The organism is Gilliamella sp. B3464 (genome assembly GCF_026536145.1).
Lineage (GTDB): Bacteria > Pseudomonadota > Gammaproteobacteria > Enterobacterales > Orbaceae > Gilliamella.
Map to the genome: position 1 here is coordinate 38,557 of NZ_JAFNOQ010000008.1, position 13,667 is coordinate 52,223.

Consider the following 13,667-nt stretch of genomic DNA (forward strand, 5'->3'; position numbering starts at 1 on the left):
TTTATTTATATAAAAAGTAAAGGATGAGTGATTGGCTCATCCTTTTTTATTAAATGTCTTAATTACGCTTTAGCTCTCGCTTCTAGCATTGCAACAGCCGGTAATTTTTTACCTTCCACAAATTCAAGGAAAGCTCCACCACCAGTTGAGATATAAGAGATTTTATCTTCAATTCCGAATAAATCAATTGCAGCTAATGTATCACCACCACCCGCGATTGAAAAACCTGCACTATCAGCAATAGCTTTCGCTACAATTTCAGTACCTCGACGGAAATTCGGGAATTCAAACACACCAACAGGGCCATTCCATAAAATAGTTTTGGCTTTTTTGATGATATCAGCTAATGCTTCTGCTGATTTATCACCTAAATCAAGAATTTGTTCATTTTCTTTAACATCTTTTACTGATTTTTCAGTTGCAGTTGCAGTTTCACTAAATTCTGTTGCTACGCGAACATCAGTAGGAACAGGAATATGGCAATTTGCCATTAATTTTTTTGCCTCAGGAATTAAATCTGCTTCGTAAAGTGATTTACCAACATTATAGCCTTCAGCTGCGATGAATGTATTTGCGATACCACCACCAACAATAATTTGGTCAGCGATTTTTGATAAAGAATCAAGAACAGTCAATTTTGTTGATACTTTAGAACCAGCAACAATCGCAACCATTGGACGAGCTGGGTTATCAAGCGCTTTACCTAAAGCATCTAATTCAGCAGCTAATAATGGACCTGCACAAGCAACTGGCGCAAATTTACCAACACCATGAGTAGACGCTTGAGCGCGATGTGCTGTACCAAAAGCATCCATAACATAGATATCGCAAAGTGCGGCATATTTTTTTGATAAAGCTTCATCATCTTTACCTTCGCCGACATTAAAACGTACGTTTTCAAGCACAACAAGTTCACCTTCTTTAACGTCAACACCGTTAAGATAATCTTTAACTAGGCGGACAGGAAATGAAACATGTTCTTTTAAATAATCAACAACAGGTTGCAGTGAAAATTCTGGATTATATTCTCCCTCGGTTGGACGCCCAATATGCGAGGTTACCATTACTTTAGCACCTTTTTTAATTGCCTCTTCAATTGTTGGCAATGATGCTTTAATACGTGCATCAGAGGTTACTTTACCATTTTTAACTGGCACATTAAGATCTGAACGAATAAATAGACGTTTTCCTTTTAGATCAAGATCTTGCATTCTAATAATAGACATGAGACATCCTCTTATGAAATATAAATAAAATAAATTTTACATTATTCTAACATAAAAAATAAGATTAGGTTACTTTCATTAACGCTTAAATAGTAAACATTTACGTTAAATACTTAATCGAAAAGCCACAAAATTTTTTTATCTAACAGCATTGACAAAAGAAAGAAAATCAGGCATATTTTGCCGCCTTATTAATATCTAATTTTTCTAAATTTGGGAGTTGACTTTGGCTAATATCAAATCAGCTAAGAAACGTGCGGTTCAATCCGAAAAACGCCGTAAACATAATGCTAGTAACCGTTCAATGATGCGTACTTATATTAAAAAAGTTTACGCAGCTGTTGCAGCTGGTGATAAACAAACAGCTGAAGTAGCATTTAAAGACATGCAAGCAGTTATTGACCGTCAAGCGGCTCGTGGTCTAATCCACAAAAACAAAGCAGCACGTCATAAAGCGAATTTAATCAAACAGATAAAAGCATTAGCTTAATACTTTATTCTGTTAGTTACTATAGTTAATTAAGAACCTAGCAAAAAGTGGTGAAAACCACTTTTTTTATTTATGTGCTAATCATTCATCAATAACAAATAAAAACAAAGAGAGTTTATTGTGGTTCAGCGTGATTATGTGAGAAAAAAGAGCCAATCTAAAAAAAATAAGTCACGAAATATGCCTAATTTAATGATATTATTAGCTATTATCATTATTATTCTGTTCTCTGCTATTCTCTACTTTGTTTCAAATAATAAACCTACGCAAATTACTGAACAGCCCAAAGCGAAAACTCAACCTCCGGCAATCACGTTACCAGAACAACCCCAAGAAAGATGGACATATTTAAAAGAGTTAGAAACGCCAAATGCTAGCTCTAACGCTCAAACAAATTCTGTTGCAAGTGAACGACAACAAATTCTCGATAGTTTTGTCAATAATTCACGTCCTGTTACAACTACACAAAATACCAATAACACGAATAATGCTAACACACAAATAACAACGACTTCAGCCCCATCACAAACAAGTCAAATAGTGAATACCTCAAATAAATGGTCACTACAATGTGGAGCTTTTAAAGATAAAGCTAATGCTGATACACTAAGAGCCAAACTTGCTATGACAGGAATAAGTGGTAATATTTCTGCAGGTCAACTGTATCGTGTGACTGTCGGACCTTTTACCAACAAAAATGAGGCTGATAAAACAATGAGCTCGTTACTCAGTAATGGTATTAACAATTGTGTTGTTTCTAACAAATAAAAACGATGAAAACATTTAAGCACATACAACTGTTCTCAAAAATGTTATGGTGGCGGATCAACCATGACCGTTTAACGACATCATCTGCAGGGTTAGCTTATACCACGATACTTGCACTAGTACCATTGATTACGGTAATCTTTTCTTTACTGTCTGCTTTTCCAATGTTTAGTGAAGTGAGTCGATCATTGAAGCAGTTAATTTATAGTAATTTAGTACCAACAGCCAGTGACACTATCCAAAACTATCTGGAACAGTTTATTGCCAATACAAAGAAAATGACTGTGGTTGGGATAATCGGACTAATTGTCACATCGTTATTATTGATCAATTCAATTAACACAGCTCTCAATCATATTTGGAAAACAAAACGCAAACGCTCATTAATTTATAATATAACCATTTATTGGACAATATTAACCTTAGGCCCTATTTTGGCTGGCAGTAGCGTAGCGATAAGTTCATATATTTTTTCGTTAAAATGGATTTCTACAGCGATAACCAGTAACCTACTAATTAGCATTTTACCATTTCTTATTTCTGTTATTGGTTTTTGGTTACTTTATAGTATTATTCCTACCGAATCTGTCCCTTTTAAAGAGTCATTTATTGGCGCAATCGTCGCTGCAGTCTTATTTGAAATAGGAAAGCGAGCATTTTCACTTTATGTTAGCTCTTTTCCTACCTATCAATTGATTTATGGTGTGGTATCTTCGATACCTATTATGTTGGTTTGGATTTACTGTTCATGGTGTATTGTGCTATTTGGTGCAGAGTTTGCCGCGACATTGACTGACTATAACCGCCAACAAAAACAATCTATTGAAAATCAGTCTCAAGTGGAATAATAAAATCTATGATTGCCTTAATACAACGCGTTACGCAAGCCAGTGTTACTGTTGATAAACAAATTATTGGACAAATCAACCATGGCCTACTTATTTTATTAGGTGTTGAGCAAGGTGATGATCAACAAAAAGCCACTCGATTATGTGAAAAAGTTCTAGGCTATCGTATTTTCAGCGATAGTGAGGGAAAAATGAATTTGAATGTTCAGCAAGCTAAAGGTGAGGTATTAGTTGTTTCTCAATTTACACTTGCTGCTGATACCCAAAAGGGAATGCGACCTAGTTTTACTAAGGGAGCAAAACCCGACGAAGCCAATAAACTCTATCAATTTTTTGTCGAGCAATGTAAAAAACAAATTAATACCCAAACTGGGCAATTTGCTGCCAATATGCAAGTATCATTGATTAATGATGGTCCGGTTACTTTTTGGTTACAGACTTAAAATATTATTCATGCCTCAACAAATAGATTAACTAAAAAGTGAATTATTTTACCGTAAAAGACGAATAAACAATTTCAGTAAAATTATTATTTATCACCTTTATAATCATCTTAAATTTTTTAACATATCTATTGCTGATGCTTGAGGGGATAAACCTAATTTATTTAGCTTAGTAAGATAATATTGTTTTACATCTTCCCAATAGTAGTAAGGATAATGTTCAGTTTTGACAGGAAGATGCACTTCCTGCTCATTTAACAGAATCTTTATCAGTATCGGTTGATCTACTTTTTTACTTTTATAAAAAATCCATTGAATATTTGCCATCATAGGAATAATTTTATCTGCCTGCCAAACCAAAGGATATTGTACTATCGGATTTGCAACTGTTGCAGTCCCTTCTATTTCAAGTAAAGTCGCCAAAGGCGATACGGTTTCGGCATGGGCAAAACGCAAATTAGCGTCAATATTATTATTCTTTATAGCAAAATCTGCTGTATTTAACATATCCCATAGTAAAGGTGCAGCTATTTTAATCTGAATACCATTTGCATCAAAGGCTGGACCTATTTGTAGATAATTTTTTACAGTAACGATATTATTAAATTGTGTTTTTTCATCTTCATGAAAAAATGAATTAAGATCCACATGATTTTCTGCTAATAATTGTGGAGAAAAAGCGAGTAATTCTTGATACAACTGATAAACTGCAATAACAAAATCCATTGATTTTATGGATGAATTTTCATTAATTTCAAGACCTTTATCTAAATATTTTTGGATAAACTCATCACTAAAAATTCGGTGTAAAAAATGGTACCCCATCTCCCATGAATCTGGCATATTTTCAATCAATTTTATTGCATTTTTCACTTTTTTACTTTGTTTAAATTCCTCATAAGCGGGGGAATACTCGAAAAAACGCAATAATGTTTGTTGATCTTCTTGCTGTTGCGTGACGTTGATTTGAGGATATTTTGAATGAAAAGCTTCAACAAAAATGTTTGCTGTCTCTTTGGCTCTGGGTGAACTTGAAGAGATAACCTCAATTTTCTGACCTTTAAAAACAGAAGGATAATTATTCAACATCCGCTGACTGATTAAACGAATATTTTGTCGTCCCAGATCGGTTAGAGCGCCATAATGGCCTTTATTCAATTGTGTAATACGGCTAATTTGGTCAAGCAAATCTTTACCAAGATGCGTCAACTGACCCTTATTTTCAGCGATTAATAAAGTTTGGTAGGCAATATCTTCATATTTTGATTTGCTAATATAACGCGATCCATGCCGCCCAACATGATCAATATAAAAAGCATCGTAACCATCAGGCGCTGGTGTGTATGTGTATTTCGAATCAAAATGATATGCAGTTTTAGATCCTGCCGCTATTTGCTGTTCGGCAAATCCCATACAAGAAAAGGCAAATAAACACAGAGCACAAATTTTTTTGGCATAATCCATAAAAATACTCCTGACAATTAAATATCTATTTACCAAACTTCTCAGTAAAAAATTAACTTATATAACACAATAAACGTTTAATTATAATGTAGCCAAATTGAATGTTTCAGATAGTATTGTGATCAGTCGAATTAAATCATTTAATTTTTATTCTACCTATTATAAATGGCAAGGTCAAAAAACAGATTATTATTTTAAGTCATCTCTTTTTAATTTTTGTAAAAAGGATTATCTTATTACCCATTAAAAATAACCTTTGCTTAATTGATAAAAAAACTAATGAAATTATATGGATTTACTGGTACTAAAATTTGTTGTGCTTTCATTTCGGCATGTATAACAACCCCTTATAACCTCACTCGCTTTTTTAAAGACCTTATTGCAGGCATTACAGTTGGTATTATTGCAATTCCGCTAGCAATGGCACTAGCTATTGCCAGTGGTGTACCGCCTCAACATGGACTTTATACGGCAATTATTGCAGGATTAGTCATTGCATTAACAGGCGGATCGCGTTATAGCGTTTCGGGTCCAACTGCTGCTTTCGTTGTTATTTTATATCCAGTTTCGTTACAATATGGATTAGCTGGATTATTAGTAGCGACACTATTATCCGGTTTTTTTCTAATTTTAATGGGCGTTGTAAGATTAGGTCGATTAATTGAATATATTCCTCTACCCGTGGTTTTAGGTTTTACATCTGGTATTGCAATTACTATTGCCACCATGCAGATCAAAGATTTTTTTGGCTTAACACTCGAACACATGCCCGAAAATTACATTACAAAGGTCATTGAATTAGCAAAAACACTACCCACTATCAACATAGCCGATACCCTAGTTGGAATCGTGACATTAATTGTCTTAATTGTCTGGCCAAAATTTCGAGTAAAAATATCAGGTCATTTACCTGCCTTAATTGCTGGTATTGCCGTTATGTTTATTTTTAAACAATTTGGTTATCAAATTGAAACCATCGGTTCTCGATTCACTTATACGTTAGCCGACAATAGTATTGGTCATGGCATTCCATCGGTGTTACCTGAATTCATTTTGCCATGGCAATATACGGATTTTAATTTAGACTGGTCTACGCTCTCCGCGCTGCTCCCCATTTCACTCACTATGGCGATGTTATGTGCTATTGAATCACTGCTTTGCGCTGTAGTATTAGATGAAATGACTCATACCAAACATCATTCCAATAGTGAATTGATCGGTCAAGGATTGGGAAATATCATTGCGCCATTTTTTGGTGGAATTTCAGCAACAGCAGCTATCGCACGTTCTGCCGCCAATGTCAAAGCGGGTGCGACATCCCCTGTTGCTGCAATGCTACATTCAATCATTGTTTTATTAGCGCTTATCTGCTTTGCTCCACTTTTATCTTATATCCCGCTTTCAGCCATGGCAGCATTATTATTAATCGTGGCGTGGAATATGAGCGCAGTACAACGCGTAATTTATATCATTAAACGCGCACCTAAAGATGATATTTTGATTATGCTTATTTGTATGTCTTTAACCGTATTATTTGATATGGTGATTGCTATAACACTTGGCATAGTCTTAGCTTCAATTCTATTTATGCGTCGCATTGCACATATGACACGTTTGGTTGAAATCAATCGAACCAATGAAAAAACATTAGTTCTCCGCATTAATGGACCACTATTTTTTGCCGCTGCTGAGCGCACCTTTTCGGAAATTTACCAGAAAATAAATGGCTATGAGCATATTGTATTACAATGGGATGCGGTGCCTATTCTTGATGCTGGTGGATTAAATGCATTAATTCATTTTATTGATGAATTACCAAAACAGGTTGATTTATCAATTTGTGAATTACAATTTCAGCCGCTAAAAACAATAGCGAGAGCTAAAATTGTACCTGTTCCGAATAAATTGATGTTTTTCTCAACACTTGATGAAGCACTGAAAGATAAAGAATAATTTTATATTTAGTTTTATTATATTAACGCTATAAAAAACACAACAAAACTCAACCCTAATCATTGTTGTGTATATTGTATTAAACTGTAATAGCTTATCTTTTTTCGTCAATCGTTATTGGCAAAATTATTGATAGGCATATACCCAACAACATAAATTAATCATGACAATATAGGAAATGCATATGATAACTGATTTAAACAATATTAATAATCTCAAACAAAAATCAAACTGGTTTATTTTAGTTGGTATAATTTTAATCGTGTTAGGATGTTTAGCACTAGGCTATCAATTCGTCGCAACTGTCTTTTCAGTGTATTTTATTGGAACATTAATTTTAATTGCAGGTATTGCTCAAGCAGTACACTCTTTTAATATTAAAGGTTTTGGACAATCAGCGTTATGGGCTGTAATGGGCGTTTTATATATTTTTATTGGTTTAATGTCATTTTTCCAACCTATCGCTGTATCATCAGCGTTAACATTAGTGGTTTCTATTCTACTGATTATGAGTGGCTTTACTCAAATCTTTGCGGCAATGAACAACCGCTATTTACCACGCTGGGGATGGGTTTTAACCTCAGGAATCATCACATTAATTTTAGGATTTATGATACTTGCAGGTTGGCCATATAACAGCCTTTGGGTATTAGGCATGTTTTTAGGTATTGATCTTATATTCCAAGGTTGGGCATATGTAGCAATTGGTTTTGCACTTAAAAATCGATAGTCTAAACTCAAAAGTTGCTCACTAACTTAGTGTATAAATTATGTGAGCAACAACTTTCACTACAATGATGTCATACTCTATAATTGATGTTTGGCAAATACAACCAAATAACTATTTGTAATTTTTATTCGTTTTTGCTTTGACTTCTTTCATGGATTGTAAAATTCGATGATAGTTATCAAGCCTTGAAGGGGCTATTTTTTTATCAATAACTGCTTGTTGCAATAAACAACCTGGTGTTGTTAAATGATCACAATCACGAAATTGGCATCCCCCTAAATAATCCGCAAATTCTTTAAAACCATTTATAACCTGCTCAGGCTCTAAATGCCACAAACCAAACTCACGAATACCTGGAGAATCAATAATGTCGCCACCATTAGGCAGATGATATAACCTCGTTGACGTGGTGGTATGTTGACCAAGCCCAGATATTTCTGAAACATCGCCTGTGAGTGCAAATTGCGATTGATGAGGTAATAATAAGTTAATAATACTTGATTTTCCCACCCCTGACTGCCCAACTAAAATAGATACCTTATTTTGTAAGGTCTGTTGTAACGCTATAATGCCCTGCTGATCTTGACAAGAAACAAAAAGCACCTGATAACCAATTTGGCGATATATGGCTAATTGACTTTCAACGTCTTTACGTTGTGAATCAGTAAGCAAATCAATCTTGTTTAACACAATAATTGGCGTGATGTCTGTTGCCTCACAAGCAACTAAATAGCGATCAATGATATTAAGCGATAATTCAGGCAAAACAGCTGAGATAATGACGATTTGATCGACATTCGCAGCGACCGGCTTAACACCATCATAAAAATCAGGACGAACCAACTCTGAATGGCGAGGGTAAACGGCCTCGATAATACCATTGGTATTTGGCTCTAAACTTTCACGCCAAACCACTTTATCGCCAGTCACTAATGAAGGTAAAGTTCGACGAATACTACATCGACAAATTTTGCCTAAACTATCCTCCACATCCGCAGACTTACCAAAACGGCTAACAACCACACCATCACTTGGTGACGTGAAGTTGGCTAAGTTTTCATCTGACTTTATGGCTAAACGTTGTTGATGTTTCGCAGCCATGCGTCTTTTTTGATTTTGAGATAATTGATTTTTTGCCACAGTCAATAATTTTTACTAAAACAGTTTGACAGTTATGCTACACTAGTCAGCATTAAAAAGAAAATTTCTATGACATATTATGACTACATCATCACAAGTTAACAGTAATAATCTTATCTGGATTGACCTTGAAATGACAGGTCTGAATCCCACTGTTGATCGCATCATCGAAATCGCCACAATTGTGACTGATTCAGATCTCAACATTGTTGCTGAAGGTCCTGTTATTGCCGTACATCAATCCGATGAACAACTGGCGCTGATGGACGATTGGAACAAAAATACCCATGGAAAATCAGGTTTAATTGAACGCGTTCGTCAAAGTCAAATCAATGAACAGCAAGCAGAACAACAAACCATCGAATTTTTAAAACAATGGGTACCAGAAAACTGCTCCCCCATTTGTGGCAACACTATTGCACAAGATCGTCGTTTTTTATTTAATTACATGCCTAATTTAGAACGTTACTTTCATTATCGTTATTTAGATGTCAGCACTATTAAAGAGTTAGCCAAACGTTGGAAACCTGAGATATTAAAAGGAATAAGTAAACAAAGTACACACCAAGCGCTTGATGATATACGCGACTCAATTGCTGAACTTACTTATTATCGTAAGTATTTTTTTAATGTAACCCAATAATTAGACATGTTGGATAATTGTTATGCAAATTCTATATAATGTCCTGTTATATATTATCCAACCATTAATATGGATAAAATTACTGTGGCGTAGCCGTAAAGCACCAGCTTATCGCAAACGTTGGTTAGAACGCTATGGTTTTTGTAAACACAAAGTCAAACCAAATGGCATTTTAGTTCATGCCGTATCTGTTGGTGAAACCATTGCCGCCATTCCGCTAGTAAAAGCGTTACAGCAGCGATATCCCGATTTACCTATTACTGTTACTACAATGACGCCAACGGGTTCAGAACAAGTAAAATCATTATTAAAAGATAGTGTCAGCCATGTCTATTTGCCTTACGATCTACCTTGTGCATTACATCGATTTCTTAAAATCGTATCACCTAAATTGGTGATTATTATGGAAACAGAACTTTGGCCCAATTTGATATCCCAGTGCTATAAACGCCATATCCCAGTGATTATTGCCAATGCTAGGTTGTCAGAGCGATCGGCTAAAAGGTATGCTAAGTTAGGAAAAACGATTAGCCACTTATTGGCTAAAATTAGTACTGTCGCGGTACAAAATCACCAAGATGGCGAGCGTTTTATATCGCTAGGCTTGCCAAAAGAACATTTGTCCATCACCGGCAGTATCAAGTTTGATATCAACTTAACAAATCAACAGCAACAACAAATAATCGCATTAAAACAACAATGGCAATTAAATCGACCGGTATTAATTGCAGCAAGTACACATACTGGTGAAGATGAAATTATCTTATCTGCTTTTAAACTATTACTGCAAAAACACGCTAATCTTTTATTAATTTTAGTACCCCGTCATCCTGAACGTTTTAATACTGTTGAAAAGTTAATTAATGATGAAGGTTTTAATTACATCAAACGCAGTAATCAACAAATACCAACGCCCCAAACACAAATAATTTTAGGCGATACAATGGGAGAGTTAATGGTGCTTTATGGTATTGCCGATATTGCCGTAGTTGGAGGTAGTTTCGTCAAACACGGTGGACATAATCCATTAGAACCCGCTTTACACCATATTCCTATTATCAGCGGAGAGCACTATTTTAATTTCAACGTTATTTGTGAACAGCTCATTGCTGATAATGCAATGATTATTAGTGATAGTTCAGCCAATAAATTGGCTTTATTCGTTGATAATTTATTAACTAACCCAACTCACTGCAAGCAAATTGGCGAAAAAGCACACTATGTGTTAAAACAAAATCAAGGTGCTTTAGCTAAGTTACTTGCTATTATTAACCATTATCTTTGTTAATCGAAGGGTGATTTGTGGATAAAAAACAAGGCTTATTATTAGTGAATCTAGGCACACCTAGCAAATTAACACCAGATGCAATAAAACAATATTTAACAGAGTTTTTATTGGACAAGCATGTGGTCGATTTGCCTTATTTGTTATGGTATCCCATTTTAAAATATCTAATATTACCCAAACGTGTTCCCTATATTATAAATCACTATAAAAAAATATGGGTCAATAACTGCTCGCCTTTACTCCACTACAGTCAATTATTATGTGACAAGTTACAACATGAGCTACCAGAAACTCACTGCGAGCTGGCAATGACTTATGCTCAACCCGATATGCAGTCGGCACTCAATAATCTTAAATCATGCAATAAAATTACTGTATTACCCTTGTTCCCACAATACTCTACCACGACAACGCTTGCAGTATTGGATAAATTAAAACAGATGATTAAACGTGATAGTCATTTTAATAATATTAACTATATTCGCGATTATGCTGACAATCCATGTTATATTCACGCGCTTTATACACAAATTGAACAGGCAATTTTAAAAAATGGAAAGCCGGAAGTATTACTACTTTCTTATCATGGTATTCCTGAACGTTACCGCAAAAGACGTCAAGAAGATTATATTGAGCGTTGTCAACTCACTACCGAATTATTGATAAAAAAATGTCATCAAAGTGGTCTTGATTTATCAATTCAGATGGCTTATCAATCGAAATTTGGTAAAGGAAAATGGGTCGAACCTAACACCAGTGATATCCTACAAAATCTAGCGAATACTGGTATCAAACATGTACAAGTCATGTGCCCTGGCTTTTCCGCTGATTGTATTGAAACCCTATACGAAATCGATGATGAAAATCGGCAAATATTTCTACAATCTGGTGGTAAACAATTCTATTATATTCCAGCACTGAATGATTCTCGTTTACATATTGAATTAATAAAAAGTTTGGTTAATTGTGATAAAACCTATCCTTTAACCTAAATTAGTCGACATAATGTTAAACATTAATCATAACCACTAATCAAAAGGCTAATCACTTAAAACGCATATATGCTTCAATTATAAATTCGAAATTGATTACAATTAATGCGAAATAATGAGCGGCCAACAATATTTGATTTAACGTGTGGTAGGATAATAAATATCAATATTATTAGCAGTAAGGAAAAATAGATGAAAATAATTATTATCGGTGCTCAAGCAGCTGGAGCAAGTGCCGCAGCAAAAGCGAAAAGAATCAATCCCGAGGCAACTATCCGTATTTATGAAAAATCTGATATCGTATCGTTTGGTGCTTGTGGTTTACCCTACTTTATTGGTGATCACTTTAGTGATGCCAACGAAATGATATCACGAACACCCCAACAGTTCGAAAAAGACGGTATTGACATAAAAATTCTTCATGAAGTTGTTGCAATAGATACTCTATCTAAAAAATTGAAGATAAAAGATCTGACTAATGGACACTGTTTTGAAGACACTTACGACAAATTACTTTTAGCGGTGGGCGCATGTCCAATCATTCCACCATTTTCAAATGATAAACTCAAAAATATTTTTACACTTCGTGATCTCTATGATGGTCAAGCAATTAAAAAAACGCTAAGTGATGATCAAGTTAATAATATTATTGTGGTTGGGGCTGGTTATATTGGACTAGAATTGGTCGAATCACTTGTTGCATTAAACAAAAAAGTTAAGTTGATTCAATTGGATGATAGAGTATTAGTTGATGCATTCGATGCGCAAATTACCGATATCATAGCTGAAAATATCAAGCAATATTGCGATTTACATTTGCAAGAAAAAGTACTTGGTTTTGGTGGACAAGATAAAGTCACCCACGTGATAACCGACAAAAACCAGTACCCAGCCGATATGGTTATTATTGCAACAGGTGTAAAACCCAATAGCAGCATTTATAACAATTTAGGGATTAGTACCTTAAAAAATGGTGCGATTATTACTGATGCGTTAGGCCAAACCAATATTTGTGACATCTATGCAGCAGGCGATTGTGCCGCACTTTATCACAAGGTTAGCCATGATATGGTCTATATTCCATTAGCGACCGGAGCAAATAAACTTGGCAAAGTTGTAGGTGAAAATTTAGCCGGCGGACACTGTCAATTTCCTGGAACCTTAGGTACATCAGCATTAAAAGTGTTTGATATTGAAGCTGGTCGAACAGGTATTACAGAAAATGATGCTAAAAAAGCAGCCATTGCCTATAAAACCGTTGTAGTAAAAGATAAAAACCATAGCAACTACGTTGCTGGGCAAACCAGCATAACCGCTAAACTAATTTATCATGCCGAAACTCGTATTATTTTAGGTGGACAAATTGCCGGGGGGGTTGGAGCAGCGTTAAGAGTCAATGTGTTAGCAACAGCAATATGGGCAAAAATGACCATTGATGAATTAACTATGTTGGATTTTTTATATGCTCCTCCTTTTTCTAGGCCATGGGATGTTTTAAATATCGCAGGATCCATCGCAAAATAGCGAATACATAATCAATCAGGGTTATCGAACAACTATATTGCAAATTAGCGATTAATATTCAATTAAAGTTAACACAATACTGAAATATACCCATTGATAGATTAATTAAATCAGAAATTTATTTTATAACCGATATATTTACATTTTTTATTTGATAA

The 13,667-nt window shown here is 34.8% G+C and carries 13 protein-coding genes; 10 read left to right on the forward strand and 3 right to left on the reverse strand.

Annotated features, from left to right (window positions below):
• Positions 1 to 62: 62 nt before the first annotated feature.
• Positions 63 to 1,226: a phosphoglycerate kinase gene (gene pgk / locus J3U57_RS09465; RefSeq protein ID WP_065634120.1), complete on the reverse strand. Its 1,164-nt coding sequence runs from the start codon at positions 1,224 to 1,226 to the stop codon at positions 63 to 65.
• A 226-nt stretch (positions 1,227 to 1,452) separates the two neighbouring features.
• Here pgk and rpsT point away from each other — a divergent pair, with 226 nt between their 5' ends.
• From rpsT to dtd, 4 genes are all read left to right on the forward strand, one after another.
• Positions 1,453 to 1,716 carry a 30S ribosomal protein S20 gene (rpsT, locus tag J3U57_RS09470; protein WP_065634119.1) on the forward strand — a complete coding sequence of 88 codons (264 nt, stop codon included), beginning with the start codon at positions 1,453 to 1,455 and terminating at the stop codon, positions 1,714 to 1,716.
• Positions 1,717 to 1,836: 120 nt separating this feature from the next.
• A complete protein-coding gene (locus J3U57_RS09475; RefSeq protein ID WP_267334165.1) occupies positions 1,837 to 2,484 on the forward strand; it encodes an SPOR domain-containing protein in 648 nt (215 codons plus the stop codon).
• Positions 2,485 to 2,489: 5 nt separating this feature from the next.
• Positions 2,490 to 3,332: a virulence factor BrkB family protein gene (locus J3U57_RS09480; protein ID WP_267334164.1), complete on the forward strand. Its 843-nt coding sequence runs from the start codon at positions 2,490 to 2,492 to the stop codon at positions 3,330 to 3,332.
• An 8-nt stretch (positions 3,333 to 3,340) separates the two neighbouring features.
• Positions 3,341 to 3,775, forward strand: coding sequence for a D-aminoacyl-tRNA deacylase (dtd, locus tag J3U57_RS09485; RefSeq protein ID WP_267334163.1), 435 nt, complete (start codon positions 3,341 to 3,343; stop codon positions 3,773 to 3,775).
• A gap of 105 nt (positions 3,776 to 3,880) precedes the next feature.
• Here dtd and J3U57_RS09490 read toward each other — a convergent pair whose 3' ends face one another.
• On the reverse strand, positions 3,881 to 5,239 hold the full coding sequence (locus J3U57_RS09490; protein ID WP_267344548.1) for a histidine-type phosphatase: 1,359 nt from the start codon (positions 5,237 to 5,239) through the stop codon (positions 3,881 to 3,883).
• A 279-nt stretch (positions 5,240 to 5,518) separates the two neighbouring features.
• On the opposite strand from J3U57_RS09490, the gene dauA reads away from it, so the two are divergent.
• Both dauA and J3U57_RS09500 read left to right on the forward strand, forming a co-directional pair.
• A complete protein-coding gene (dauA, locus tag J3U57_RS09495) occupies positions 5,519 to 7,192 on the forward strand; it encodes a C4-dicarboxylic acid transporter DauA (RefSeq protein WP_267334161.1) in 1,674 nt (557 codons plus the stop codon).
• Positions 7,193 to 7,376: 184 nt separating this feature from the next.
• Positions 7,377 to 7,922 carry an HdeD family acid-resistance protein gene (locus J3U57_RS09500; protein WP_267334160.1) on the forward strand — a complete coding sequence of 182 codons (546 nt, stop codon included), beginning with the start codon at positions 7,377 to 7,379 and terminating at the stop codon, positions 7,920 to 7,922.
• 111 nt (positions 7,923 to 8,033) lie between these two features.
• Here J3U57_RS09500 and rsgA read toward each other — a convergent pair whose 3' ends face one another.
• Positions 8,034 to 9,062, reverse strand: a complete 1,029-nt coding sequence (gene rsgA / locus J3U57_RS09505) for a small ribosomal subunit biogenesis GTPase RsgA (protein ID WP_267344547.1) — start codon at positions 9,060 to 9,062, stop codon at positions 8,034 to 8,036.
• A 79-nt stretch (positions 9,063 to 9,141) separates the two neighbouring features.
• Between rsgA and orn the strand changes: the two genes are divergently transcribed.
• From orn to J3U57_RS09525, 4 genes are all read left to right on the forward strand, one after another.
• Positions 9,142 to 9,705 carry an oligoribonuclease gene (gene orn / locus J3U57_RS09510; RefSeq protein WP_267334158.1) on the forward strand — a complete coding sequence of 188 codons (564 nt, stop codon included), beginning with the start codon at positions 9,142 to 9,144 and terminating at the stop codon, positions 9,703 to 9,705.
• A gap of 22 nt (positions 9,706 to 9,727) precedes the next feature.
• The gene (gene waaA, locus J3U57_RS09515) at positions 9,728 to 10,993 is read left to right on the forward strand and encodes a lipid IV(A) 3-deoxy-D-manno-octulosonic acid transferase (protein WP_267334157.1); all 1,266 of its coding nucleotides are present in this window, start codon (positions 9,728 to 9,730) and stop codon (positions 10,991 to 10,993) included.
• 14 nt (positions 10,994 to 11,007) lie between these two features.
• Positions 11,008 to 11,985 (forward strand): ferrochelatase, encoded by a 978-nt coding sequence (hemH, locus tag J3U57_RS09520; RefSeq protein WP_267344546.1) that lies wholly within the window; start codon positions 11,008 to 11,010, stop codon positions 11,983 to 11,985.
• A 192-nt stretch (positions 11,986 to 12,177) separates the two neighbouring features.
• Positions 12,178 to 13,509 carry a CoA-disulfide reductase gene (locus J3U57_RS09525; RefSeq protein ID WP_267344545.1) on the forward strand — a complete coding sequence of 444 codons (1,332 nt, stop codon included), beginning with the start codon at positions 12,178 to 12,180 and terminating at the stop codon, positions 13,507 to 13,509.
• The last annotated feature ends 158 nt before the right edge of the window (positions 13,510 to 13,667 follow it).